The 22,969-nt window shown below is 73.2% G+C and carries 24 protein-coding genes; 11 read left to right on the forward strand and 13 right to left on the reverse strand.

Translation table 11 applies throughout. The features are described from left to right. Positions 1-90 precede the first annotated feature (90 nt). The 3 genes from ACF07V_RS18930 to ACF07V_RS18940 all read left to right on the forward strand — a co-directional run bounded on the left by ACF07V_RS18930 (position 91) and on the right by ACF07V_RS18940 (position 2,423). Positions 91-609 carry a GtrA family protein gene (locus ACF07V_RS18930; RefSeq protein WP_392155446.1) on the forward strand — a complete coding sequence of 173 codons (519 nt, stop codon included), beginning with the start codon at positions 91-93 and terminating at the stop codon, positions 607-609. A gap of 62 nt (positions 610-671) precedes the next feature. After that, positions 672-1,244, forward strand: coding sequence for an antibiotic biosynthesis monooxygenase (locus ACF07V_RS18935; protein ID WP_392155447.1), 573 nt, complete (start codon positions 672-674; stop codon positions 1,242-1,244). 48 nt (positions 1,245-1,292) lie between these two features. Then, the gene (locus ACF07V_RS18940) at positions 1,293-2,423 is read left to right on the forward strand and encodes a PP2C family protein-serine/threonine phosphatase (RefSeq protein WP_392155449.1); all 1,131 of its coding nucleotides are present in this window, start codon (positions 1,293-1,295) and stop codon (positions 2,421-2,423) included. 70 nt (positions 2,424-2,493) lie between these two features. On the opposite strand, the gene ACF07V_RS18945 is transcribed toward ACF07V_RS18940, so the two are convergent. After that, positions 2,494-3,891, reverse strand: coding sequence for an FAD-dependent oxidoreductase (locus ACF07V_RS18945; protein WP_392155451.1), 1,398 nt, complete (start codon positions 3,889-3,891; stop codon positions 2,494-2,496). 61 nt (positions 3,892-3,952) lie between these two features. Then, the gene (locus tag ACF07V_RS18950) at positions 3,953-4,687 is read right to left on the reverse strand and encodes an SOS response-associated peptidase (protein WP_392155453.1); all 735 of its coding nucleotides are present in this window, start codon (positions 4,685-4,687) and stop codon (positions 3,953-3,955) included. A 233-nt stretch (positions 4,688-4,920) separates the two neighbouring features. Here ACF07V_RS18950 and ACF07V_RS18955 point away from each other — a divergent pair, with 233 nt between their 5' ends. Continuing rightward, positions 4,921-5,499 (forward strand): SRPBCC family protein, encoded by a 579-nt coding sequence (locus ACF07V_RS18955; protein WP_392155454.1) that lies wholly within the window; start codon positions 4,921-4,923, stop codon positions 5,497-5,499. Between the two features lie 97 nt (positions 5,500-5,596). On the opposite strand, the gene ACF07V_RS18960 is transcribed toward ACF07V_RS18955, so the two are convergent. The 3 genes from ACF07V_RS18960 to ACF07V_RS18970 all read right to left on the reverse strand — a co-directional run bounded on the left by ACF07V_RS18960 (position 5,597) and on the right by ACF07V_RS18970 (position 9,467). Next, complete coding sequence (locus ACF07V_RS18960; protein WP_392155456.1) at positions 5,597-8,023, reverse strand: SpoIIE family protein phosphatase; 2,427 nt, start codon at positions 8,021-8,023, stop codon at positions 5,597-5,599. Between the two features lie 120 nt (positions 8,024-8,143). Continuing rightward, positions 8,144-8,326 (reverse strand): CsbD family protein, encoded by a 183-nt coding sequence (locus tag ACF07V_RS18965; protein ID WP_392155458.1) that lies wholly within the window; start codon positions 8,324-8,326, stop codon positions 8,144-8,146. 58 nt (positions 8,327-8,384) lie between these two features. Continuing rightward, the gene (locus ACF07V_RS18970; RefSeq protein ID WP_392155460.1) at positions 8,385-9,467 is read right to left on the reverse strand and encodes a magnesium and cobalt transport protein CorA; all 1,083 of its coding nucleotides are present in this window, start codon (positions 9,465-9,467) and stop codon (positions 8,385-8,387) included. A 356-nt stretch (positions 9,468-9,823) separates the two neighbouring features. Here ACF07V_RS18970 and ACF07V_RS18975 point away from each other — a divergent pair, with 356 nt between their 5' ends. Beyond that, on the forward strand, positions 9,824-10,780 hold the full coding sequence (locus tag ACF07V_RS18975) for a DUF4436 family protein (RefSeq protein ID WP_392155461.1): 957 nt from the start codon (positions 9,824-9,826) through the stop codon (positions 10,778-10,780). Positions 10,781-10,785: 5 nt separating this feature from the next. Here the strand turns inward: ACF07V_RS18975 and ACF07V_RS18980 are convergent, their stop codons facing one another. Together ACF07V_RS18980 and ACF07V_RS18985 are read right to left on the reverse strand one after the other, a co-directional pair. Continuing rightward, positions 10,786-11,295 carry an ArsI/CadI family heavy metal resistance metalloenzyme gene (locus ACF07V_RS18980; RefSeq protein WP_392155463.1) on the reverse strand — a complete coding sequence of 170 codons (510 nt, stop codon included), beginning with the start codon at positions 11,293-11,295 and terminating at the stop codon, positions 10,786-10,788. Positions 11,296-11,332: 37 nt separating this feature from the next. Next, positions 11,333-12,715, reverse strand: a complete 1,383-nt coding sequence (locus ACF07V_RS18985) for an NAD(P)-binding domain-containing protein (protein WP_392155464.1) — start codon at positions 12,713-12,715, stop codon at positions 11,333-11,335. Between the two features lie 189 nt (positions 12,716-12,904). Between ACF07V_RS18985 and ACF07V_RS18990 the strand changes: the two genes are divergently transcribed. Further along, on the forward strand, positions 12,905-13,267 hold the full coding sequence (locus ACF07V_RS18990; protein WP_392155466.1) for an ArsR/SmtB family transcription factor: 363 nt from the start codon (positions 12,905-12,907) through the stop codon (positions 13,265-13,267). Next, the gene (locus ACF07V_RS18995; protein ID WP_392155468.1) at positions 13,264-13,755 is read left to right on the forward strand and encodes a GNAT family N-acetyltransferase; all 492 of its coding nucleotides are present in this window, start codon (positions 13,264-13,266) and stop codon (positions 13,753-13,755) included. Before ACF07V_RS18990 ends, ACF07V_RS18995 begins: the two co-directional genes overlap by 4 nt. Before the next feature lie 6 nt (positions 13,756-13,761). On the opposite strand, the gene ACF07V_RS19000 is transcribed toward ACF07V_RS18995, so the two are convergent. Together ACF07V_RS19000 and ACF07V_RS19005 are read right to left on the reverse strand one after the other, a co-directional pair. Then, on the reverse strand, positions 13,762-14,283 hold the full coding sequence (locus ACF07V_RS19000; RefSeq protein WP_392155470.1) for a DinB family protein: 522 nt from the start codon (positions 14,281-14,283) through the stop codon (positions 13,762-13,764). 36 nt (positions 14,284-14,319) lie between these two features. Continuing rightward, a complete protein-coding gene (locus ACF07V_RS19005) occupies positions 14,320-14,751 on the reverse strand; it encodes a heavy metal-responsive transcriptional regulator (protein ID WP_392155472.1) in 432 nt (143 codons plus the stop codon). Between the two features lie 83 nt (positions 14,752-14,834). Between ACF07V_RS19005 and merB the strand changes: the two genes are divergently transcribed. Beyond that, on the forward strand, positions 14,835-15,809 hold the full coding sequence (gene merB, locus ACF07V_RS19010; RefSeq protein WP_392155474.1) for an organomercurial lyase: 975 nt from the start codon (positions 14,835-14,837) through the stop codon (positions 15,807-15,809). Between the two features lie 21 nt (positions 15,810-15,830). On the opposite strand, the gene ACF07V_RS19015 is transcribed toward merB, so the two are convergent. After that, on the reverse strand, positions 15,831-16,295 hold the full coding sequence (locus tag ACF07V_RS19015) for a DUF5990 family protein (protein ID WP_392155476.1): 465 nt from the start codon (positions 16,293-16,295) through the stop codon (positions 15,831-15,833). A gap of 50 nt (positions 16,296-16,345) precedes the next feature. After that, positions 16,346-16,897 (reverse strand): DJ-1/PfpI family protein, encoded by a 552-nt coding sequence (locus ACF07V_RS19020; RefSeq protein ID WP_392155478.1) that lies wholly within the window; start codon positions 16,895-16,897, stop codon positions 16,346-16,348. 135 nt (positions 16,898-17,032) lie between these two features. Here ACF07V_RS19020 and ACF07V_RS19025 point away from each other — a divergent pair, with 135 nt between their 5' ends. The 3 genes from ACF07V_RS19025 to ACF07V_RS19035 are packed head-to-tail and all read left to right on the forward strand — an operon-like array spanning position 17,033 to position 19,316. Then, positions 17,033-17,668, forward strand: coding sequence for an ATP-binding cassette domain-containing protein (locus ACF07V_RS19025; RefSeq protein WP_392155480.1), 636 nt, complete (start codon positions 17,033-17,035; stop codon positions 17,666-17,668). Next, positions 17,665-18,552: a metal ABC transporter permease gene (locus ACF07V_RS19030; protein WP_392155482.1), complete on the forward strand. Its 888-nt coding sequence runs from the start codon at positions 17,665-17,667 to the stop codon at positions 18,550-18,552. Before ACF07V_RS19025 ends, ACF07V_RS19030 begins: the two co-directional genes overlap by 4 nt. Then, positions 18,492-19,316: a metal ABC transporter solute-binding protein, Zn/Mn family gene (locus ACF07V_RS19035; protein WP_392155483.1), complete on the forward strand. Its 825-nt coding sequence runs from the start codon at positions 18,492-18,494 to the stop codon at positions 19,314-19,316. Before ACF07V_RS19030 ends, ACF07V_RS19035 begins: the two co-directional genes overlap by 61 nt. Before the next feature lie 82 nt (positions 19,317-19,398). On the opposite strand, the gene ACF07V_RS19040 is transcribed toward ACF07V_RS19035, so the two are convergent. Further along, positions 19,399-21,057, reverse strand: a complete 1,659-nt coding sequence (locus ACF07V_RS19040) for a class I adenylate-forming enzyme family protein (protein ID WP_392155485.1) — start codon at positions 21,055-21,057, stop codon at positions 19,399-19,401. Further along, positions 21,054-22,886 (reverse strand): CoA transferase, encoded by a 1,833-nt coding sequence (locus tag ACF07V_RS19045; RefSeq protein ID WP_392155487.1) that lies wholly within the window; start codon positions 22,884-22,886, stop codon positions 21,054-21,056. Before ACF07V_RS19045 ends, ACF07V_RS19040 begins: the two co-directional genes overlap by 4 nt. Positions 22,887-22,969 lie beyond the last annotated feature (83 nt).

Raw genomic sequence — 22,969 nt, forward strand, 5'->3', positions numbered from 1 at the left:
CAAAGGGGTCGCGATGGCACCATAAATGCGCCATGATGGCACCACGGGCGGCGCACGCTCGGCGGACGACGTCATCGACGGGGGCGGATCATGGACACAGCACGGAACCGGGAGCGGGCGGCGCCCGGCGCCCTCACCGCCTTCGCCCGCTTCGTGCTGTGCGGCGGCGGAGTGGGGCTCGCCGCCGGATTCGCGGTGGCCGCCCTCGCTCAATGGATGCCCTGGGCGCTCGCCAACGCCCTGGTCACCGTGGTCTCCACGCTCCTCGCCACCGAGCTGCACGCCCGCTTCACCTTCGGCGCGGGCGGACGCGCGACCTGGCGCCAGCACGCGCAGTCGGCCGGATCCGCCGCCGCCGGATACGGGGTGACCTGCCTGGCGATGCTCGCGCTGCACCTGCTGGTCGCGGCGCCCGGCACCCTGCTCGAACAGGCCGTCTACCTCTCGGCCTCCGCGCTGACCGGTGTCGCGCGGTTCGCGGTGCTGCGCCTCGTCGTCTTCGCCCGCAACCGCTCGCGGGCCACGACCCGTACCCCCCGCCCCCTGCCCGCGACCGCGGCCCTCACCCCGGCCGCGGCCGACCCGGCAGCACTCTGCCGCGCCGCCTGACCGCCACCGGCAACTCGGCGTCTAGACTGGCCGGCGGCGCGGCATGATCACGAGGAGTATCTGTGACCACGGTCGGCCTTGAGCACGCCACCGTCCCCGCCGACACCGGCGAGGTGACCCTGCTGATAGCCCGCCGGGTGGAGCCCGGCCACGAAGCCTCGTTCGAGCGGTGGGCGAAGGGCATCCTCGACACGGCGGCCGCCTTCCCCGGCCACCTCGGATACGGACTCTTCCGCTCCTCCGGCGGCGACGCCCCGTGGTTCCTCGTCCACCGGTTCCGGGACGCGGAGGCCTGCCGGACCTGGCAGGACTCCCCCGAGCGGGCCGCCTGGTTCGCCGACTGCCAGGGCCACCACCACACCGAGATCGCCCGGCGCGAGCTCACGGGCATGGAGACCTGGTTCGCGAAGCCGGGCTCGACACGGCCCGCGCCGCCCCGCTGGAAGATGGCGATCAGCGCGACGATCGCCATCTACCCCATCTCCGTGCTCGGCGCCCTCTTCCTCACCCCGCACCTCACCGCGCTCCCCGTCCTGCTCAGCAGCGCCGTCCTGGCCTGCGTCTTCAACGTCCTCATGACGTACGTGGCCATGCCCGCCGTGAGCAGGGTCCTGCGCGACTGGCTCACCCCGTGACGATCACCGCGACAGGACATGTCCCGTCACCTGCGGTATGCCTTTTCCATGGATGTCCGCCGGCGAGCCCTCGTCCCCCGCGTCTCGCGGGCCGGCGGACGGCTGCTCCTCGCCGTGCCCTTCGTGCTGATCGCGGCGGTCACGGTGGTGGACGTCCTGTCGCCGCCCGACGTCCACCTGGGGCCGTTCCTGATCGCGGCGCCGGCGGTGACCGCCTCGTTCGCGGGTCCCCGCATGACGGCCTTCGTGGGAGCGGTCGCGGTCCTCGCCCAGTCGGTGGTGGCGGTCGCCCGGACCAGCATCACGGATCTCAACCACACGTACCAGATCATCGCGCTGGTCCTGATCTCCGTCATCGCGACCTTCTTCGCCCACCTGCGCGAACGGGACGAGAACAGGATGACCCGGCTGCGCTCCATCGCCCAGGCCGCGCAGAGCGTCGTACTGCGCCCGCTCCCCCACCGGGCGGGACCCCTGCACATCGCCTCGGTCTACCTGGCGGCCGAGGAGGAGGCGCAGATGGGCGGCGACCTGTACGCGGCGGCGCGCACGGCGTCCGGGACCCGGCTGCTGATCGGTGACGCCCGGGGCAAGGGGCTCGACGCGATCAGCGAGGCCTCGCTCGTCCTGGGCGCCTTCCGGGTCACGGCCCATCGAGAGCAGGGGCTCCCGGAGCTGATCGGTCACCTGGAGGAGGGCGTCGGCACGGCGGACGGGGCCGGGGGTCCGGCCCCGGCGGAAGCCGGCACCGACGACACGGACGAGGCCTTCGTGACCGCGCTGGTCCTCGACATCCCGGACCACGAGCCGGTGGTACGGCTCGTGAACTGCGGACACCCGCCCCCGCTGCTCCTGCGGCAGGGGCGCGTCGTCCCCCTCGACGCCACCGACGCCAGCCCGCCGCTGGGCCTGTCGGACGTCCTCTCCCCGGACGTCACGGTGGAGACCTTCCCCTTCGAGGTCGGCGACGTGCTCCTGCTGTACACGGACGGGGTCGTCGAGGCCCGCGACCAGGCGCGCGCCTTCTACCCCCTGACCGAGCGGCTCACGGCCTGGGCCGGGGACGACCCGGAGACCCTCCTCGACCGTCTGCGGGCCGACCTCCAGGCGTACGCGGGCGGCCACCTGGGCGACGACGCGGCCCTCGTCGCGGTCGAACGGCTCTCCCCGAAGCCGTAGCCGAAGCCATAGCCATAGCCGTTGCCGCTGCCGTTGCCGGGCAAGCCGGCTTCTTCCGTACCGGGCGGGGTCAGTCCTCCAGGGGGCGGGTGGCCGGGCCCTGGAGGACCCTGCCGTCGGCGGCGAAACGCGAGCCGTGGCAGGGGCATTCCCAGGTCTGCTCGGCCTCGTCGAAGCCCAGCTCACAGCCCATGTGGGTGCAGCGCCTGCCGGTCCGCAGGCCGGTGACGTAGTGCCGGGCCACGGTCGTCTGCCGTCGAAGGACGTCGGGGAACTCGCGGGCGGGGAGCAGGCGGCGCGGATCGAAGAGTTCCGTCCAGGCCGGGCGCGGGGCGCCGGTCAGGTGCGCGGTGAGCAGGCGGCCCGCCGCGACGCCGTTGGTGAGCCCCCATCCGCCGAAACCGGTGGCGAGGTACACGTGCTGGGTGTCGGGATGCTCGTGCCCGACGCAGGGCAGCCCGTCGGCGGTGTGGACGTCCTGCGCCGACCACCGGTGGACCGTCGGCGCGTCGGCGAAGCCCGGCAGCCGGTCGCGCGCCCAGGCCTCCAGGCGCGCGTACCGCTCGCGCCCTCCCCCGCTGCCGGGGTCGTACGCCTCCCCCGCGACGATCAGCAGCCGCCGGCCCTCGCCGAGCGGGGCGGTGCGCACGGAACGGGTGCCCCGTTCGAGCGTCAGGTACATGCCGTACGGGGCGTGGCGCTCCTCCACGGGCGCGGCGACCACCGCCTCACGGCGCACGGAGAGCCGCACGAGGAGGGTGGAGTGGCAGCGGAGCGGGAAGTGGGTCGCGAGCACGACGTCCCGGGCGTGGACCGTACCGCCGCCCTCGAGGACGAGGCGGCACTCCGCGCCCTCGTGGAGGCCGGTGACCCGCGTGCCCTCGTGGATGCGGCCGCCGAGCGCGATCAGGTCGGCCGCCGTGGCGAGCAGGAAGCGACGCGGGTGGAACTGCGCCTGGTCCTCGACCCGGACGGCCGCCGCGACCGGGTACGGGAGGTCGGTGGCGGTCACCGCGGTGGCCCGCAGACCGGCCGAGGCGGCGGCCGCCGCCTCGGCCCGGATCGCCCCCGCGCCCGCCTCGTCGAGGGTGTACGTGTACGCGGGCCGGCGCTCGATCTCCGCGTCGACGCCCCGTTCCCCGCAGAAGCGCAGCACCTGCCGCAGGGCGTCCTCCTGCGCCTCGGCGTACAGGGCGGCGGCCTCCGCCCCGTGGCGGCTGCGCAGGCGCTCGTAACAGAGCCCGTGCAGGGAGGTCAGCTTGCCGGTGGTGTGCCCGGACACCCCGGCGGCGATCCGGCCCGCTTCGAGGACGACGACCCCGCGCCCGGCCCGGGCCAGCTCACGGGCGGTCCACAGTCCGGCGACACCGGCTCCCACGACGACCACGTCGACGGAGAGATCGCCCTCCAGGGGCGGCAGGACGTCGGCGGGCGGCGCCGATTCCATCCAGTGCGAGCTTCCGCGCATGATCGCTCCTCCCGGCGGCCGGCCGGCCTGTCGGGCGACTACCCGGAGCCGCGGTGCGCAGTCACGGGGTGGCCGCGTCGAGGAGGTGGGCCCCGTTGTTGCGGACGTTGTTGACGGCGGTGGAGACGGGCCGGGTGGTGAGCCGGCCGTCCGCGGGCCGGGTGAGCAGCGCGCGGAGGTCGTCGGTGTCGTGGTGGTGGGGGTCGAGCCAGGCGTCGTAGTGGTCCCTGCTGAGGGCGAGTGGCATCCGGGTGTGGACGCGGCCGGCCTCGTCGGTGGCCTCGGTGGTGATGATCGTGCAGGTCGTCAGCCAGGCCTCGGGGTCGTCGTCGCCCTTGACGTCGGGGTTGCGCCAGTACGCGTACAGGCCGGCCATGGCCATGACCTGGTCGTCGGAAGGGTGGATGAAGTAGGGCTGCTTCCGGGTCCTGCCCGTCGCCTCGTCCTTCACCTGCTCCCATTCGTAGAAGCCGTCGGCGGGCAGGAGGCAGCGGTGCTTGGCGAAGGCGCGCCGGTACGCGGGCTTCTCGTGGACGGTCTCGACCCGGGCGTTGATCATCCGGGAGCCGACCTTGGGGTCCTTCGCCCAGGACGGCACCAGACCCCACCGCAGTGCCCGCAGCTCACGGCGCACCTCGTCGTCGTCCCGCCCGGCGCGTTCGAGCACCACGTAGACCTCGTCGGTCGGTGCCACGTTCCAGCTGGGCGCGAGCGTCTCGGCGGGGAGCCAGTCGGTGACCTGGAAGAGACGGGTCAGGTCCTCGGGACTGCGAGTCGAGGTGTAACGGCCGCACATGGCACCACTGTGCCACGGTGTCGTGCACCGTGTCCTCGGGCCACGAGCACCATCGGTGGGCGGGCGCGCCGAACTCCGCGTGCCGGGTCCTGGGGGCGAAGTGTCGTTGTGGCGGCCCTGCGACTGCCCGCTCCGGCGGCGCTCGGTCCTCCCCGTGCGTGAGTCCGGCGATACGGGGTAGCCGCAGACGTCGAGCGATCCCACCCGGACGAGCGCAGTACGAGGAGGCCACCATGAGCATGGTGCAGGAGACGATCAGTGTGGACGCCCCGCTGCGGATGGTCTACGACCAGTGGACGCAGTTCGAGGAGTTCCCGCGCTTCATGGACGGCGTGGAGACGGTGGAGCAGCTCGACGACCGCATCTGTCACTGGCGTGCCCGGGTCGCGGGCGTCTCCCGGGAGTTCGACACGGAGATCGTCGACCAGCTGCCCGACGAGCGGATCTCCTGGCGCACGGTCGCCGGAAGCGATGTCAGGCAGAGGGGCGTCGTCACCTTCCAGCGCCTCGACGCCTCGCACACCCGTGTGAACCTGGCGCTGGACGTGGAACCCCGCGGCGTGGTCGAGAGGACGGGCGACGCCCTCGGCTTCCTGGAGAGCCGCGTTCAGGGCGATCTGCAGCGGTTCAAGGACTTCATCGAGGACCGCGACAGCGCGACGGGCGGCTGGCGCGGCCGGCTCCGTCCCGCCGACAGCGCGAGCAGGGCGGGCATGGAGGGCACGGGCGACGCTCCCCGGCGTGAGCCGGAGCGGCCGGGGCCCTATCCCGGCCCGATGCCGAGCGACCCCGGTGAGGAGCCGACCGTCTGAACGGGCGCGGGCGTCGCGTCGCGCCGGTCGGGACAGGCGTCGCGTCCCGCCGGCCGGCGCGGGCGTCCACGTCGTGCCGGCCTGCCGACGCGGGCGGTCAGGAATCGTCGGGGACGTGGATCTCCAGGACGCAGATGTCGTCGCGGTTTCCCGTCCGCTGCGCGGCCAGGGTGCGGGCCGACATCTTGTTGCCGCCGTCCCGCAGGAGCCGGACGGCGTCCTCGGCGAGCCGCCCGAGGCCCGCCTCGATGTCCTCGCCCGGCTCCTCCACGAGGCCGTCCGTGTAGAACAGCAGGTGGTCCCCGGGGAGCAGATCGAGGATCTCCTGGCCGTACGCGGAGTGGAACGCGGCACCGAGCAGACAGCCCTCGGGCTGTGGCAGGAAGCGCGCCGCGCCACCACGGACGAGCAGCGGCGGCAGATGCCCGGCGCGTACCCAGGTCAGGCGTCGGTCCCCGGGCCGGTAGCGGGCCATGACCATGGTGGCGGTGGCGCCCTCGCGCTCCGTCGCCGTGTGCAGCAGGAGCGTGTTGAGCCGCCCGAGGACGGCGGGGAGGGCCGAGCCGGTGACGGCCATGCCCTTGGTGTAGAACCGCAGCTGGGCCATGGTGCCGACGGCGGTCAGCCCGTGTCCTGCCACGTCTCCGACGACGAACAGAGCGCTCTTGTCCGGGAGTTCGATGGCGGAGTACCAGTCGCCGCCGACGTTCACGCCGGTGTCGGCAGGGACGTACGCGACGTCGACGCACAGCCCCGCGAGTTCGAGCGACTGCTCCGGGACGACGGGAAGCAGCGTGTCCTTGAGCCGGGCGCCCAGGGCGCGTTCGGCCTTGAGCATGCCGCGCTGGACGAGGTTGGCGCGTTCGCTCTCGATCAGGGCACGTTGGGCGTCGCGCAGGGCGGTGAGGTCCTGGAAGAAGCCGTGCACCTCGAGCGGCGCGCCGTCCGCGTCGGTCCGCGCCTCCGCGACGAACCGCAGATGGCGTACCCCCGTCCCCGTGGTGACGCGGAACGGCTCGTCGACGGCCCGCCCCTCGTCGACGAGCCGCTGGAGGGCGGAACCCAGCCTGGGCAGGTCGTCGGCCACCAGATGCCGGGGCAGGTCCTCCATCCGTATCGGACCCAGCGCCGGGTCGCGGTCGAAGACGGCGTAGACCTGGTCGGACCAGGTGATCGTGTCCGTGACCAGGTTCCAGCCCACCCAGCCGAGGTTGCCCAGGCGCTGCAGTTCCACGAGCCTGCGATTCTGGCGTTCGCTGGTGTCGTGGCGGATCCACGACACGACGAGCCGGTCTCCCAGCCGTGACACCCGCACCGAGTACACCGACCGCTGCGGGACTCCCGCGGTCACTTCCTCGTAGGTGAAGGGTTCGCTCTCGTACACCGTCCCGGTGGTCAGCGTCTTCCGGTATCCCTCCCACAGGGGGGTGCCCGCCACGGTGGGGTACGTCTCCAGGATCCGCCGTCCGACCAGTTCCCTGCCGCGACGGCCGGCCACGTCGGCGGAGTCGGGGGCCGCCGCGTCGATGCGGTAGTCCTCCACCTCGCCGTCCTTCGACCACAGGGGGCTGAGCAGGACCATCGGCCCGGGTACGGTGTCGAAGATCGTCTGGACGGCCTCGGCCTGCTCGTGGAGCGCACCGGGTTCCCGACGCTCCCGGTCTTCCCTGAGGACGACGCCGCAGAGCCGGACGACCCGCCGCAGCAGGGTGCGGGTGCGCGCGTCGAACGCACCCGCCCGGGAACGGAAGAACCCCACGACCGCTGCCACCGGCGGGCTCCCGAGGACGGGGAGCCACGCACGGGAGGGCCACCGCTCGGGCGGATCTCCGATCAGCAGGTACTCGGCGGCGTCCGCCTCCAGGTCTTCGAGCCAGACCCCTTCGCGGGTGGTGGTCGCCTCGATCGCCGCCACACCGCTGAGCGGCGGGATGTGGCTCCACTGCGCGGCGAGCGCCGCGTCGACGCCGGCGCGCCCCGCCAGCTCCAGACTGCCGGTGGCGTCGGGCCGGTAGATCATGACGGCGTCCACGTCCTCCGGGTCGCCGAGGACCGCGAGAAGGAGTACCGCCACGTCGTCCGCCGTACGCGCGTCGGCGAGGCCCTCGGCCAGCCGCGCCAGAAGCACCCCGGACCCGCCCGACCGGTGGTCACCGAGGACGTCACGGCCCGTACGGAACGACGAGGGGGCCGACGGCCGCCGCACGTCCGGCTCGGCCGCCTCGCCCCGCGGTGCCGGCGGCGGAGGGCGCGCGCCGATCCGGCCCAGGACGATCCAGCACTCCTCCAGGAGGGTCCCCCGGCGCCGCTCGGCCCGGTCGAGCAGCAGCCGGTACGCGGCGTCCGCCGTCACGCCCGCCTGGGCCATCAGCACGCCCTTGGCCCGCTCGACGACGGCCGCCGTCGAGGTCACGGCCTCCAGGTCGGCGACCTCGGTACGAAGCCTGGTCACGACCTTGGCCAGCGCCAGGACCTCTGGTGCCGTGCCTGCGCCGGTGTCGGGAAGCGCGGAATCGCCCTCCATACGAATGAGCATCCCACGCCGGGGGCGCACCCGGCCCGTCCACCGGCTCGCGCACAGGCCCTGGTTCCGGCCCGCGGCAGCGGGCGCGGCGCGCATGCCGTGCCCGCTGCCGTGTGCCGGTCACCTCTTCTTCTCGCCCATCCTCCGCATCCGTGCGGCGGCGTCCGCCGCGGACTCCTCGACCCGCCCCTTGACCTTCTGTTCCTTCCCCTTCATTTCCATGCTCTTGTCGTCGGTCATCGAGCCGATTTCTTCCTTCGTCCTGCCCTTGACCTGTTCGGCCTTGCCCTTGAGCTTGCCCATGGAGAGCGCCTCCCGGATGACGGGTACCGACCGGTGCGGGGTACCGGATGCCTGGCGGTTACCCCCCGAGGGGGACGTCATGCTCCGGGCGCCGGATCGGCTCCTCGGGCGGGAGCGCGCGGACGGTCGTCGCCGGCACGGGCGGTGGCGGGTGGCCGCGACGGCGGCGGAGCCAGAGGTACAGCATCAGGCACGGCAGCAGCATTCCGCAGAGGGTGAGGACGAGGAACGTCGAGAAGCCGGTGATGTGGCTGACCAGCCACTCGAAGTTCTGTCCGAAGAAGCCGACCACGAAGGACAGCGGGAGAAACACGCTCGCGAGGATGGTGAGCCGCTCCATCGTGGCGCTCTGCCGGAGATTGATCTTGTTCTGCTCGACGGAGATCACCGCGATGTTCGCTTCCAGGACGGTGGTCAGGAGGTCGCGCTGTGCGGCGACCTCCTCGTTGACCAGCAGCAGATGGTCGTGCACGTCGCGGATGTACGGCTGGAGCGCGGCCGGCGACTTGCCGGACTGCAGGCGGCGGCCGAGCACGGCGAGGAGGGGGTGCACGGCACGGTAGAAGTCCGTCGCCTCACGGCGCAGGAAGTAGATCCTCTCGGTCGGGGCGACCGCCCCGGAGAACACGGTGGCCTCGATCTGCTCGATGTCGCGTTCGAGCTCCTCGACGACCGGCGCGTAGCTGTCGACCACCTGGTCGAGGATGGCCCACAGCGTGGAGGCGCTGCCGGCCTTCAGCAGTTCGGGGCGGCTTTCGAGCCGGCTCCGCGCTTCGTGCAGCTCGCTCGCGATGCCCTGGCGCACGGTGATCACGAAGTGTTCGGCGAGGAAGATGCTGATCTCGCCGGTGTCGATCTCCTCGCGCTCGTCGTCGTAGCGTGCCGTGCGCAGGATGATCAGTTCCGTGCCGTCCTCGTACTGCTCGGCCTTCGGCCGCAGGTGGAACGTCCGGGCGTCCTCGACGGCCAGCTCGTGCAGGCCGAAGACCTCACGGACCCGGCGCAATTCCTCGGGGCCCGGTTCGAAGACGCCCAGCCACACGAAACCGCCCTGCCGGCAGTGCTCGGCCGCCTGCTCCAGTGGCATCGCGCCCTCGTGCTGGCGACGCCCGTCCCGGTAATGAGCACAGTCGACGATCATGGCGACCTCCTCGCGGCCGGCCGACGTGCGCCGTCTCCTGCCCACCGGCGGCGTAGCGCGCCGTACCGGCCTCACAGCAATAGATGCTCCTCCGAGTCGAGGGAAATGTCCTCATGGTCGGTTCCGATGGCCCCGCACCCGCATCCGTGGTCCGGTCGGCTCCGACACACCCGCCGGGATGCCCCGCTTCACCGGCCCGGTCGACGAGGATCGCACTGCGGCCATCGCCCCGCGCCCCGGCCGGGACGGGTGCCCGCGACGGGCGTGCCGGCTCCGGCCGACCGCGCCACGCGGGCGCGGGGTCCCGCTCGCGGCGTCGGCCCGGACAAGCCGTTCCCCCAGCTGCCGGAGTCACCATGGCCCCACCGTCGCACCCGTCTCGCCCACGCCGTTCGGGAGCGTCGATCCTCCTCCCGATCCTGGTCCCCATCGCGGTCCTGATCATGGTGGCGGTGGGCGTGGGGTCACGGCTGCAGTTCACCGAGCGGCAGGCCATCGACACGATCCACACGGTCGGCTCCGAAGCCGCCGACCGTGTGGACGTGGAGGCCACGGTCCAACGCGTCGACGCGGCGGGGAGAGAGCTGGTGCTGAGGGTCCGGGTCACCCCGCGCGGGGCCTTCGGCGAGAAGGAGGGGACCGCCCCGGTGGCCGATCTCGAACTCCAGACCTCCGCCGCGACCCTCGGCGACCTGGCGTTCAAGGCGCACGAACGGCTCGCGACCAGGGACGTACAGGTGGCCATCACGGGTGGCTCGATCAGCGACTACCCGTTCGACGCGTACGAGACCGACGTCGAGTTCTGGGCGGTGCTGGGTGGTCAGGACGTGCCGGTACGGGTGAGGTTCTCCAACAACGACACGCTCTTCTCGATCACCGCGGCACCCACGGCCTCCCCGCAGGAGGCGGTCGTGGGGCTGGATGTGACCCGATCGGGCAGCCTGCTGGTCTTCGCGGTCTTCATGATGGTGGTGATGTGGGCGCTGGCTGCGTCCGTACTCATCGGAGCCTGGTACCTGAGCACCCACGGCGAGGGCCTGGTCTGGCCCGCCCTCGCCTGGATGGCCGCCACCCTCTTCGCCCTCGCGGCCTTCCGCAACACCGCCCCCGGCACCCCTCCGATCGGCTGCGTGCTGGACTGGTTCGCCTTCCTGTGGGCCGAGACGGTCATCGCCCTCTGCCTGATCGCCGTGGTGATCACCGGCGTCCGCAGCGCCCTCGGACCGGACGGCACCCGCCACCCCTGGCGACCCTGGCGACGTACGCCCCACGGCTCGGCGCGGTCGGCGGGACGCCGCCCAGGCGGGTCATGAGGCGGTCAGCAGCAGCCACCGGCGGGGGTGGTCGTGGCGGTGGCCGGTTCGTCCGCCCGGGCGTCGGCGGTGGCCGGGCCGTCCGCCGGGCCGTCGGCGGCCGCCGGGCCGGAACAGCACGTGCCGGCCTGCTGCCCGGCCAGGGTGTCGGCGTCGGCCTTGACGACGTACACCTCCCACGGCTCGCGGCCGGGGCCGTGCACCCACACCTTGTCCTGGAGGGCGTAACAGCAGCTGGTGTCGTTCTCCTCCGTGGTGGCGAGACCCTCCTGGGCCAGCCTGTTCGCGGCGGCATGGACGGCGTCGGTGGTGTCGACCTCCACGCCCAGGTGGTCCAGGCGGGTGTCCTCGCCGTCGGCGCCCTCGATGAGGACGAGCTTGAGCGGCGGGTCGGCGAGGGCGAAGTTGGCGTAGCCGTCGCGGAGCTTGGCCGGCTCGGTGCCGAGGAGCTTGCCGTAGAAGGCGACGGATGCCGCCAGGTCGGGGACGCGCAGGGCGAGCTGTATACGTGACATGAGGGGCCTCCTGCTGTGCGGGGGTGGCGGGGCGCGGTCAGCAGCCACCGGAGGTGGTCGGGGCGCCGGCGCCGAGCTGGATGAGGGCCGGGGCGGGCGCGCAGCAGCCGCCGCCGTCGGGCTGCTGGTCGTCGGCGGCCGACTGGTCGAAGAGGCCGGCGCCGCCGCAGACCCCGGTCTCGGGAAGCACGAGTTCGACGCGTTCGGCGGCCTCCTGGTCGCCGGCGACGGCCGCGACGACGGAGCGGACCTGCTCGTATCCGGTGAGCGCGAGGAAGGTGGGCGCACGGCCGTACGACTTCATGCCGACCAGGTACACCCCTTCCTCCGGGTGGGCGAGTTCCTTCGCTCCGTGCGGGTAGACGGTGCCGCAGGAATGCTGGTTCGGGTCGATCAGCGGGGCCAGACCGACCGGCGCCTGGAGGCGTTCGTCCAGGCCCAGGCGGAGCTCGTCGAGAAAGGTCAGATCGGGGCGGAAGCCCGTGAGCACGATGAGCTCGTCGACCGGGTCGAGGCGGCGGCCGTCCTCCGCGACCAGGACCAGCCGATCGCCGTCCCGCTCGATCGCGTCCGTACGGAAGCCCGTGACGGCATCCGCGTGTCCCTCGTCGACGGCTGCCTTGGCGGCGAGGCCGAGGGCACCGCGGGCGGGCAGCTGGTCGGCGGTGCCGCCGCCGAAGGTCGAGCCGGAGATCCCCCGGCGCAGGATCCACACCGCCGTGGTCCCCTCCTCCTCCCGGGCCAGGTCCGCGAGCGCCGCGAGCGCGGTGAAGGCGGAGGCGCCGGAGCCGATCACGGCCGTCCGCCTCCCCGCGTAACGGGCCCTGACCGCCGGGTCCTGGAGGTCCGGTACGCGGTAGGAGATCCGGTCGGACGCCGCGCGCTCGCCGAGCGCCGGGAGCCCGTCGCCGCCGGCCGGGCCCGGGACGGACCACGTACCGGAGGCGTCGACGACGGCGCGGGCGAGGATGCGCTCCTCCCGGCCGTCCGCGGAGGTGACGTGGACGGTGAAGGGCCGGGTCCCGCGGTCGGCGTCGACGATCCGGTCGCGACCGGAGCGGGAGACACCGGTGACGCGGGCGCCGAGCCGCACCTTCCCGCCGAGGACGTCGGCGAGCGGCTGCAGGTATCGCTCGGCCCAGTCCCCGCCGGTCGGGTACGTCGCCGCGTCGGGCTTCACCCAGCCGGTCGGCGCGAGGAGCTTCTCCGCCGCCTGGTCGACGACCTCGCCCCACGTGGAGAAGAGCCGCACGTGCGACCACCCGCGCACCGCCGCACCCGCCTGCGCACCGGCCTCCAGGACCAGCGGTTCCAGGCCGCGGTCGACGAGGTGGGCGGCAGCGGCCAGGCCTGTCGGGCCGGCCCCGATGACCACGACGGGCAGCTGCTCGGTGTCAGTGGCGGTGGCGGTGGCGTCCATGACGACTATTTCTCCTCTTACTTCGACATCCGTCGATCTCTTGTGCCCTCAGCGTGGCACTTGTATCGACAGACGTCAACATAGACATTGATCGAAGTGGAAGAGGTACCCATGGGCCCGGCCGGCGCCCCCATCGAGTGGCCGCCCAGCGGCCTGGGCCCCTGGTTAGACGTGTGTCAACATAGATGCATGTCGAACATGGAGACGCTGCCGCTCCTCGAGCCCGTCGTCGAGCCCTGCTGCCCGCCACTGGCCGAGCGCCCGCTGACGGCCGAGGAGGCCGAGCGGACCGCGGTCATGTTCAAGGCGCTGGGCGATCCGGTCCGTCTGCGCCTGTTCTCCGCGGTCGCCTCGCACGAGGGCGGCGAGGCGTGCGTCTGCGACATCTCCGACGTCGGCGTCTCCCAGCCCACGGTCTCCCACCACCTGAAGAAGCTGAGGGAGGCCGGGCTGCTCTCCTCCGAGCGGCGCGGCACCTGGGTCTACTACCGCGTCGAGCCGGCCGTCCTCGCCGCCATGGGAGCTGTCCTCACCAAGGCCGCCGCCGCATGACCGCCGTCGTGCCGCTCACGGCCGAGCACGCCGCCCAGGTCGTGGCGATCTACCAGGCCGGCATCGACGAGGGAAACGCCACCTTCGAGACCACCGCCCCCACCTGGGAGCAGTTCGACGCCGCCAAGCTCCCCGAGCACCGGTTCGCCGCCCTCGACGAGACCGGGCGCGTACTCGGCTGGGTCGCCGCCACCAAGGTCTCCGACCGTTGCGCGTACGCCGGGGTCGTCGAGCACTCGGTGTACGTGCACCCCGACGCCCGCGGCCGGGGTGTCGCCTCCGCCTTGCTGCACGCACTCGTCGGTTCCACCGAGGCCGCCGGAATCTGGACGATCCAGTCCGGCATCTTCCCGGAGAACGCCGCCAGCCTCGCCGTGCACCGGCGGGCCGGCTTCCGGATCATCGGTACGCGCGAGCGCATCGGCCGTCACCACGGCGTCTGGCGCGACACCGTTCTCGTCGAGCGCCGCAGTCCCCTCATCGGCTGACGAGCGTCAGCCGCGCTCTCCGAGGGTGAGCTGGCGACGGTGGAAGTCGAAGTGCCGGGTGGGGTACCGGTAGAGATCCGCGAGGGTCATGAAGTCCTTGAAGAACGGGTCCCACCGCACGGGAAAGTGCATGCCCCGCGCCAGGTCGCGCTCGGACTCCAGCGCGAGGCGCCGCTCCAGCGAACCGGTGATCCGGTCGAACGCGGCACCCGTCCCCCGGAGCCCGCACACCTTCACCGCCCCGCACGGCCCGAGGTAGTTGACCACGTCGAACGGCCGTGTCCCGGCGTCGAGCACCCGGGCGAAGGCCTTGCCGGCACTCCGGGGCAGCCGGCTGACGACACGTACGACGAGCAGCAGGACACGGGTGACGAAGTAGCCGAAGAGCATGTGCCACAGCAGCTGACCGTTGTTCCAGCGGGTGCCGTGGGTCGGGCGGTCGAGATCGGCCGCGGTGGCGTCGCTCAGCAGGTCGTGGAAGGTCCGGCGCGCCCTCGCGTAATCGTCGAACACAGCCTGCCGGTCCATGACGCCTCCTTCCGCCGGAGTCCTTCGCGCGCCGACTCAGCGCGTGACGGAGCCCCCGGTCCCGTTCGCTGACGACGCGCTGAAGATGTTGCAGATGCCGGCTTCCGCGCAGGTGACCGGGTCCGTCTCGGCCGCACGCTGGGCGAGATCGCGCAGCGAGGCGCGCGTCTTCCGCAACTCGGCCATCCGCCGGTCGATCTCCGCGAGGTGCTGGTCGATGAGGCCGGCGACATGGCCGCAAGGTGCTTCGCCGCTGTCGCGGAGGGTGAGAATGCCACGGATCTCGGCGAGGGTGAGTCCGGCGTGCTGAGCGTCGCGGATGAACGCGAGGCGGGTCGCGGCGGCGGGCCGGTAGTCGCGGTAGCCGCCCGCGGTTCGTGGTGGCGGGGGCATCAGGCCGGCCTGCTCGTAGTAGCGGATGGTCTTGGTCGTGAGTCCGCTGACGGTGGCGAGGTCCCCGATGCGCATGCCTCCACCGTAACTCTTGACCTTCCAGTGCGCTGGAAGGTCTAGCGTCGACCGCAGACGCGTTGAACCGAGGGGACGAGACGATGCGGATCACGGTGCTGACGGTTCCGGAGTGCCCCAACGGGCCCGTCGTACGCGAGCGGATCGCGGCCGCCCTGGAGGGACTGCAGGCCGAGGTCGAACTCGTGGAGGTGTCCGACCACGCAGGTGCCGAGCGAACGGGAATGACCGGGTCGCCGACCGTCCTCATCGACGGTGCCGACCCGTTCTCGCAAGCCGGCGCAGCGCCCAGTGTGTCCTGCCGCATCTACCGGGACGCCGAGGGCAAGGCGGACGGGGCACCGAGCGTGGACGAGCTGCGGAGGGCTTTCACCGAAGCGGCCGTGGCAGGGGCCGCGGCCGACGACTGCTGCCCCGTGGATGCTCTGGACCTGGTCGGCCGGGGAGGCCGGGGCCGCCTCGCGCCGGTGGAAGGCGGACTGCGGGCCGTCCATCAGGCCGTCCTCCGGCACTTCGCCGCCACCGGACGCGCACCCGATCCGAACGTTCTCGAACCGGCCGCCGCGAGGGCCGGCCGGAGTGCGAGCGACGTGCTGGCCGAACTGGACCGAGAGGACTTCCTGACCCTCGACGAGGGCGGACGAATTCGGGCGGCGTACCCGTTCTCCGCGGTCCCGACCCCACACCGGGTGACGATCGACGGCGGGACACAGGTGTGGTCGATGTGCGCGATCGACGCCCTCGGCATCCCGGCGATGCTCGGTCGGGACGTCGTCATCGCCTCGACCGATCCGGTCACCGGCGAGAGCGTGACGATCAGCAGCGACGGCGGGCGGACGACGTGGGCACCGCCGTCGGCGGTGGTGTTCGTCGCCCGAGGGGCCTTGTCCGGGCCGGCAGCCTCGACCTGCTGCGGCACGCTGAACTTCTTCGCGAGCCGCGACTCCGCCGAGGCGTGGGCCGGGCAGCACCCGGACGTGCCGGGCCGGATCGCCGGCCGGGCCGAGGCGGAGGAGGCCGGCCGGCACATCTTCGGTCCCCTCCTGACCGACGCCTAGCCACCGCCTCGGCGGGCGCCGTCAGTCTCCGGCCTCCGCGGTCCAGGTGATGCGCGGGGGCACGACCCGGGCGCACAGGGGTTCGCCGCAGGCGTCTGTGAGGCCCAGGCGGCCGACCAGCAGCCCGCTCCGAAGAGCAGCGTCGACAACCTGTGCGGGGACGCCGTCGAGCATCAGCTTGGCCCGCCGGAACATCGTGAAGACGCCCGCGTCGTCGACCGTGCCCCACGACAGATAGACGAACCGGCCACCCGGCGGGCCCTGCACGTAGGGTCCTTTCACGTCCGCACCGGTCGGCGAGGCGGCGGCGGTGCACTCCAACGTCCATGTCACGCGCGCCGCGTCCCCGGGCCGCGGGTCGAGGAGCTCATCCGGGCGACCACGGCGCTGGACGGCCACATGGACGTTCCGACAGGTCGCGCCGGACGGATCCCGGGGCCGACAGGTGAGGCCGGGCAGGTCGACGCCGACGATCCTTATGCGCATCCCGCCATTGTTCCGCCTCCGGAGAGACCGGCGCGGTTCCCACTACGCGGTCAGCCGATCCGACTCGACGTCCAGACGGTCCCCCGTGCCTCGTACTCCAGCATGGTCTGCAGGCCGTTCGCCGCGTCCGGCCCGAGTTCGCGGCGGACGAGCCACAGCGCGAGGTCGAGGCCGGAGGTGACGCCGCCGGCGGTGACGAGGTCGCCGTCGTCGACCACGCGGGCGTTCTTGAGGAGGCCGCCCTGCTGTTCGAGGTCAGGCCTCGCCTTGTGGTGGGTGGTGCAGGGGCGGCCCCGGGTGAGGCCGGCGGCCGAGAGGAGCATGACTCCGGTGCAGAGGGCGCTGACGGTGAGGCCGGGGCGTACGGAGGCGGCGAGGGCGTCGGGGAGGGTGCCGCGGTCGATCTCCGCCCAGGCGCCGGGGCTGTCGCGCCGGGCGTAGCCGCCGCCCGGGACGAGGAGCAGGTCCGCTTCGTCGGGCGACCAGGGGCGGATGCCGCGGACGGTCGTGCCGTAGGCGGCGGTGACGGTGCGGGCGCCGGTCGTCGACACGTAGCGGACCTCCACCGGACGCGGGGTGAAGAACCCGGCAGCGGAGAACACCTCGTACGGGGCTGGGACGACGTGAAGGGGGTCGGGCGGCGATGTCCTGCGGTTCCCGGCCATCTCGCGGGAACCCGGCGCCCCTGTCGTCCGACTTCCTCACCGCACCTGCACGGCAGCGGCGAAGGGCAGAGGATGGGCGGACTGGACATACGCATGCGCGGAGTCGCCTGCCGGCACGGCCGCAACGAGGCCGTCGTCGGCGTGGACCTGGAGATCGCCGCCGGTGAACGCCTCGCGCTGACCGGCACGAACGGGTCCGGGAAGACGACACTGCTGCGCGCCGTCCTCGGGCTGCACCGGCACACGAGCGGCACCATCGAGGTCGGCGGTCGCGAGGCGCGCTCGGCCGCCGCATGGGCGTGGCGGCGGCGCTCGTGTGCGTGGATCCCGCAGAAGCCGGCCGCCGGCCGGTTCCCGCTGCGCGGGGACGAGCTCCTCGACAGCAGCGGCGCACCGGCCGAAGCGGCCGAGGCCGCGGGGCGGCTGGGCGTCGGCGCGCTGACCGCGCGGCCCGTGGACACGCTCTCCGGCGGGCAGTTGCAGCGCGTGTACCTGGCCCGGGCCATCGGCTGCGTGGCCGCCGGGGCGCAGGTGCTCCTCGCCGACGAGCCCACCGCCGCCCTCGACTTCGCCGGCCAGGAGGAGGCCGCCGACGTGCTCACCGCGCTGCCGGTCACGCTCGTCGTCGTCACCCACGACCGGGCGCTCGCCGAACGCTGCGACCGGGTCCTGGAGATGGCCGCCGGCCGGCTGCGGGAGGTGCGGTGAGCACGGTCGCGGCCGCTGATCTCGGCGCCATGCTCCAGCTCGTGCCCGTCCAGCGGGCGGGGTTCGCCCTGCTCCTGGCGGCCGTGGGACTGCCGGTGATCGGTGTCGTCATCGTCGGCCTCGACATCATGCCGGTGCGGTTCGCGATGATGCACGTGGCGCTCCTCGGCATCGCCGTCGGCCTCCTGACCGGTCTCGACCCTATGCTCTGCGCGCTCGTGGCCTGTGCCCTGTCGGGGGCCGGGGTCGCTCCGCTGGCCCGTACGCCGGACGGCCTCTCGGGCGCGATGGGCCTGCTGATGAGCCTGGCGGTCGCCGCCGCCCTCCTCGTCCTGGCCGTCTCCGGCGTCAACGCCTCGGGCGCGTTCGCCCTGCTCTGGGGGTCGATCCTCTCGGTCGGCACGGCCGACCTCGTCGTGCTCGGCGCGCTCGCCGTGGCCGTACCGGCCCTGTTCCTGTGGCGGCGCCGGGAGGTCGCGCTGCTGCTGTACGACCGGGAGCTCGCCCAGTGTTCGGGCGTACCGGTCCGCTTCCTGACCACCGCGCTGCTCGTCCTGGTCGCGGTGGCGGTCGCCGGAGCCATCAAGCTCACCGGCGCCCTGCTCGTCGATGCCCTCACTCTGCTGCCGGCGCTCGCCGCACGGCGTCTGGGCCGCTCGCTGTGGTCGATCACCCTGTGGGCGGTCGGCATCGGCGTCGCGGTCAACCTCACCGGCTTTCTGCTGGCCCTGTGGCTGGACCGGCCGCCCGGGCCGGTCCTGGTCCTGACGGCGGGGGCCGTGGTCCTCGCCGCACATCTCATCCCCGAACGGAGAAACAGCTCATGGCGCGCACCCGCGTCCGCACCCCCCGCATCGCCCGTATCGCTTCCCTCGTCGCACTGAGCGCGGCCCTGCCGCTGCTCACCGGGTGCGGGAGCGGGGACACCTCCTCCTCGGGAACGGGGAACCCCAAGGCCGCCGGGCGCAGGCCGGTGGTGGTCGCCACGACGACCTGGGAGGGTGCGTTCGCCAAGGCGGCCGGAGCCGAGGACGTCACGGTGATCGTGCCGCAGTCGGTCCACCACGCGCCCGACTACGACCCCAAGCCGTCGGACCTCGCCGCCGTCGCGCAGGCGGACTTCGTGCTGTACGCGCCGTTCGAGCCGTACGCCGCGAAGATCAAGGAGGCGGCGGGATCCAGGGCGAAGCTGGTGGAGGTGAACCTCGACAACGACCCGGCCAGGGCCGGGGTCGAAGTCACGCGCCTGGGTGACCTGTTCGGGACGAAGGGCGCCGCCGGTCAGTGGAAGACCCGCCTCGACGGCGAGGTGAAGAAGCTGAACGGCGAGCTGAAGACGGCCTGGCCCGGCGGGAAGAGCCCGTCCGTGGTCACCCAGGTCTTCACCGCCTGGGCGGCCGGCCTCGCGGGCGCCACAGCGGTCGGCACGTACGGCCCCGAGGCCGTCACCCCCTCCCGACTGGCCACCCTCTCGGCGAAGAAGCCCGCCTTCGTCCTCGACAACGCCCATATGTCGACGGGCACGGTGCTGCCCGACTCGGGGGCGAAGCAGGTCGACATCGTGAACTACCCGGGCGAGGACCTGGACCTGCTCGCGGTGTACCGCAACGCGGCAGCCGAGTTGAAGAAGGCCATGGCCGGATCCTGACCCGGTGGTCGAACGGAGGGGGAGGGCCACTCACCGGTGGCCCTCCCCCTCCGTCGTCCCCTGTCCCCTGTCCCCTGTCCCCTCACGCCGGGACGAACCCGGCGCTTTGCTCTTCCGCGATCCGGCGCCGCAGAACCGCTCGATCGGGTTTGCCGGCGGCGGTGAGCGGCAGTTCGGGCAGCAGGAGCAGCCGCTCGGGGTGCTTGTACCGGTCGAGACCCCGCCCGGTCAGGTACGTGCCGAGTTCGGCGAGGCTCGGCAGGTGTCGGCCCTTGGCCACCAGGCAGGCGGCAAGCCGCTCGCCCATCAGCGGGTCCGGGACCCCCACGCACACCGCGTCCCGCACCTGCGGATGGGAGACGAGTTCGCGCTCGACCTCGGCCGGGCTGATGTTCGCGCCGCCGCGTATCACCACGTCCTTGAGGCGGCCGACGACGTGCAGGACGCCTTCGTCGTCGAGGAACCCGAGGTCGCCGGTGCGTACCCAGCCCTCGGGGGTGCGGGAGCGGGCGTCGAGGTCCGGGGAGGCCACGTACCGGAGCGGGGTCATGGGGCCGAGCGAGACGATCTCGCCGATCGCCCCGGCGGGCAGCGGTTCGTGCGTGTCGGGGTCGGCGATGCGGATCTCTGCCACCCGGGGGTCGGGCGTGCCCGCGACGACGCCCGAGCCGTCGGTGGGCGGCACGGTGTGCTGGAGTCCGGTGTGGCAGTTGACGCCGTCCGCCGACCCGTACAGGTTGACCACGGGGCAGCCGAACGCCTCGGCCGCCGCCTCGGCGGTGGCCTCGTCGAGCGGCGCGCCGCCGAGGACGAGGGCGGTGGGGGCCGGCAGCGGGGCCGCCGTCCTTTCCAGGGCGTCCAGCATCATCCGGATCATGGTGGGGACGCCGAGGATGTGGGTGGGGGCGTGTTCCCGTACGGCGGCGAGCGCGGCCTCGGGGGTGAAGTGGTCGAGCAGGACGAGCGTGCCGCCGTGCCGGGCGAGGGTGACGGCCGTCCCGTTCGAGCCGAAGGCCGAGCCGAGCGGGACGAGAAAGAGGCAGCGGGGCGGGGTGTCGTCGGGCATGAGCGAGGCGAAGAAGTTCCCGCGACCGCCGGCCAGGGCGTTGTGCGAGTACGCGATCATCTTCGGCTCCGCCTCCGAACCTGAGGAGACGAGGATGCGCGCGGCGCTGTCGGGGTCGGGGCGGGCCGGGACGAGGCCGGTGGGGTCGGTGCGCAGCAGCTCCCTGAGCGGAATCGTTCCTTCGGGCGCGGTTCCCGGTCCGGCGGCGATGACGTGCCGGAGGGCGGACAGGGCCGGCGCGATAGCGAGGAGATCGGCCGCGTGCGTACGCGCCCGGTGCTCCGTCGCCACGATCACGGCGACGGCCTCGGCGCGGCGCAGCAGACACTCGGCCTCCACGGCCCCGCGCCCGACGGGGAACGGAAGCGCCACGGCCCCGAGGGCGGCGAGCGCGAGGTCGGCGATCACGGCGTCGCGGTCGTTGGGCAGCTGGACGGCCACGACGTCCCCGGCGCCGATGCCCAGCCCCCGCAGCCCTTCGGCCAGGCATCGGACCTTGCGGTCCAGCGCCGTGTAACAGAGCTTGCCCTTGGCGTCGAGGATCGCCGTGCGATGCGGATCGGCGATCTGCCGTGCTCTGAACAGGCTGTAGAGGTCGAGGTCGGGGCAGGTGCCGTCCGCCGCCCACGAGCGGCGCAGCCGGGCGGGCAGGAGATCGGTCAGGGTGACGGTCACGCGAAGCTCCAGGGGTCGGGAACGGCGGGGGCACCGTGCGCGTCCCGGCTGATCGAGCCGGACAGGCGCGGGTCGTGACGGAGGGCGGACAGGTCGGTGGTGACGGCGGTGGCCGTCAGACCGTGGGACCGCAGCTGATCCAGGGCGTCTTCCGTGCACATGCCCCGTACGTCGTACGCCGTGGCCGCGGCCGCGCTCGCGTCGCTCGGCGCGATCCAGCCGTCGGACGTGCGAAGGGGGTGCCGGAATCCGGCGGCCGGCCGGGGATCGAGCCCCTGGCGGACCCGGTGCAGGGCGGGGGCGAGCAGGGTGTCGGCCGCCCCGAGGAGGGACGAGTCGACGCGTACGCCGCGGCCGGTGCGCTCGCGCAGGAGCAGTCCCGCGAGGATCGCCTCGGTGCCGTGCAGGCCGCCGAGGAGGTCGAGGAGCGTCATCAGGGACGGTACGGGCGGTTCGCCGGCCGGGTGGACGGCCTCGCCGACGCCGGTGCGGGCCTGCACCATGAAGTCCGTGCCCATGGGGGCGTCGGCGATCCGGTCGGCCCAGCCTCCGGTGTAGGCGTAGACGAGTGCGGGGTTGACGGCGGAGAGGTGCTCGGCGTCGAGTTCCAGCTCGCCCGCCTTGCCCGGGGCCCAGTTGTGGAGGAACACGTCCGCCTCGGCGGCGAGTTCGCGCAGTCGGCGCCGGTCGGCCGACGACTTGATGTCGATCTCGACGGCCTCCTTGCCCCGGTTGAGGGCGAGCCAGCGGGCGGAGGTCCCGTCGCAGGCGGGCGGCATGCCGCGCAGCGGGTCGCCGCCCGGGGGCTCGATCCGGATCACCCGCGCTCCGAGCAGCCCCAACAGGTGGGCGGCGAGCGGCGCTTGTATCCGCCGTCCCGCTTCGAGGACGGTCAGACCGGACAGCGGCCTGGCGGAGAGCGGACTGCCGGAGAGCCGACCGCCGGAGAGCGGACTGCGGGAGAGCGGACTGCCGGTCGTCGGCGCCCCAGCACGGGCCGCCACGGCCCCCGGGCCGAGCGCGGTCAGCGTCCACGGGTCCGCGCCGTCGTCCTCGGCGGCCCGCTCTCCGAGCGTGCGCAGGCGGCACACCTCGGCTCCGGACGGCCCGGCGGCCTGCCGGATCCGCTCCCAGCCGTGGAGCCGGGTCACCTCGTGCAGGTCGACGGGGAACGGCGCGCAGGCGGTGGCGTACCGGAACTGGAAGGGCCGCCAGCCCGCCCGTATCGCCCCGGCGGGGGCGTCCAGGGCGCGCCAGAACCCCGCCCATGCCCCCGGGTCGAGCGTCTCCAGCTCGAACAGGACGCCGTCGGCGGAGCTGAACGGCGGTCCACCGGCAGCTAGTTCGACGACCTCGGGTTCGTCCGCCCCGGCGGCGGCCAGGTACTGGGAGACGGTGAGGAGTCCGGTGCGGTCGGCCGACGTGCTCACGCACGTTGACGACGGGCCGCCACGGGCCTGGCCGACGAGTCCGGCGAGCAGGCCCTGGACCGTGAGCACGCCCGTGGCGGTGGCCAGGTAGTCGACTCCGAGCCCGCGCGGAGCCCCGTGACGACGGCCGTGCACGGCCATCACGCCGGTGGCGGCCTGAGCGGTGGCCTCGTCCTCGATGCCCGAGCCGGACACGCCCCAGGCGGTGCGGGCCGTGACGCCGGCGAACCCGCCTCCGCCGAGGGTGATCCCCTCGGAGTCCCCGTCGCCCGGCCGTGCGCCGAGCCGCCGCAGATGGTCGGCGACGACCCGGGTCAGGGCCGGAGGCCCGGCGATGTCGTACCGCAGCGCGTCGAGCGGTCGGCGGACCTCGGTGTGCGTGGTCGCTGGTGACGCCATGCCTCTCCTCTCCTGGCGCGGCGGTGGCCGTCGCACGGGGATTTCCACAGGGGCGGGAACTGGCGGGTCGGTACGCCCGACCA

The organism is Streptomyces sp. NPDC015661, assembly GCF_043077765.1.
Taxonomy (GTDB): Bacteria; Actinomycetota; Actinomycetes; order Streptomycetales; family Streptomycetaceae; genus Streptomyces.

What these genes read in the sequence shown, in the direction of transcription:
- ACF07V_RS18980 (WP_392155463.1), bottom strand. Translation starts at nt 11,295, where the DNA reads ATGTCACGTATACAGCTCGCCCTGCGCGTCCCCGACCTGGCGGCATCC.
- ACF07V_RS18960 (WP_392155456.1), bottom strand. Translation starts at nt 8,023, where the DNA reads ATGGAGGGCGATTCCGCGCTTCCCGACACCGGCGCAGGCACGGCACCA.
- ACF07V_RS19035 (WP_392155483.1), top strand. Translation starts at nt 18,492, where the DNA reads ATGGCGCGCACCCGCGTCCGCACCCCCCGCATCGCCCGTATCGCTTCC.
- merB (WP_392155474.1), top strand. Translation starts at nt 14,835, where the DNA reads ATGCGGATCACGGTGCTGACGGTTCCGGAGTGCCCCAACGGGCCCGTC.
- ACF07V_RS19025 (WP_392155480.1), top strand. Translation starts at nt 17,033, where the DNA reads ATGGGCGGACTGGACATACGCATGCGCGGAGTCGCCTGCCGGCACGGC.
- ACF07V_RS18945 (WP_392155451.1), bottom strand. Translation starts at nt 3,891, where the DNA reads ATGCGCGGAAGCTCGCACTGGATGGAATCGGCGCCGCCCGCCGACGTC.
- ACF07V_RS18990 (WP_392155466.1), top strand. Translation starts at nt 12,905, where the DNA reads ATGTCGAACATGGAGACGCTGCCGCTCCTCGAGCCCGTCGTCGAGCCC.
- ACF07V_RS19005 (WP_392155472.1), bottom strand. Translation starts at nt 14,751, where the DNA reads ATGCGCATCGGGGACCTCGCCACCGTCAGCGGACTCACGACCAAGACC.
- ACF07V_RS18950 (WP_392155453.1), bottom strand. Translation starts at nt 4,687, where the DNA reads ATGTGCGGCCGTTACACCTCGACTCGCAGTCCCGAGGACCTGACCCGT.
- ACF07V_RS18940 (WP_392155449.1), top strand. Translation starts at nt 1,293, where the DNA reads ATGGATGTCCGCCGGCGAGCCCTCGTCCCCCGCGTCTCGCGGGCCGGC.
- ACF07V_RS19045 (WP_392155487.1), bottom strand. Translation starts at nt 22,886, where the DNA reads ATGGCGTCACCAGCGACCACGCACACCGAGGTCCGCCGACCGCTCGAC.
- ACF07V_RS18955 (WP_392155454.1), top strand. Translation starts at nt 4,921, where the DNA reads ATGAGCATGGTGCAGGAGACGATCAGTGTGGACGCCCCGCTGCGGATG.
- ACF07V_RS18930 (WP_392155446.1), top strand. Translation starts at nt 91, where the DNA reads ATGGACACAGCACGGAACCGGGAGCGGGCGGCGCCCGGCGCCCTCACC.
- ACF07V_RS18965 (WP_392155458.1), bottom strand. Translation starts at nt 8,326, where the DNA reads ATGGGCAAGCTCAAGGGCAAGGCCGAACAGGTCAAGGGCAGGACGAAG.
- ACF07V_RS19000 (WP_392155470.1), bottom strand. Translation starts at nt 14,283, where the DNA reads ATGGACCGGCAGGCTGTGTTCGACGATTACGCGAGGGCGCGCCGGACC.
- ACF07V_RS18975 (WP_392155461.1), top strand. Translation starts at nt 9,824, where the DNA reads ATGGCCCCACCGTCGCACCCGTCTCGCCCACGCCGTTCGGGAGCGTCG.
- ACF07V_RS18995 (WP_392155468.1), top strand. Translation starts at nt 13,264, where the DNA reads ATGACCGCCGTCGTGCCGCTCACGGCCGAGCACGCCGCCCAGGTCGTG.
- ACF07V_RS18970 (WP_392155460.1), bottom strand. Translation starts at nt 9,467, where the DNA reads ATGATCGTCGACTGTGCTCATTACCGGGACGGGCGTCGCCAGCACGAG.
- ACF07V_RS19015 (WP_392155476.1), bottom strand. Translation starts at nt 16,295, where the DNA reads ATGCGCATAAGGATCGTCGGCGTCGACCTGCCCGGCCTCACCTGTCGG.
- ACF07V_RS18985 (WP_392155464.1), bottom strand. Translation starts at nt 12,715, where the DNA reads ATGGACGCCACCGCCACCGCCACTGACACCGAGCAGCTGCCCGTCGTG.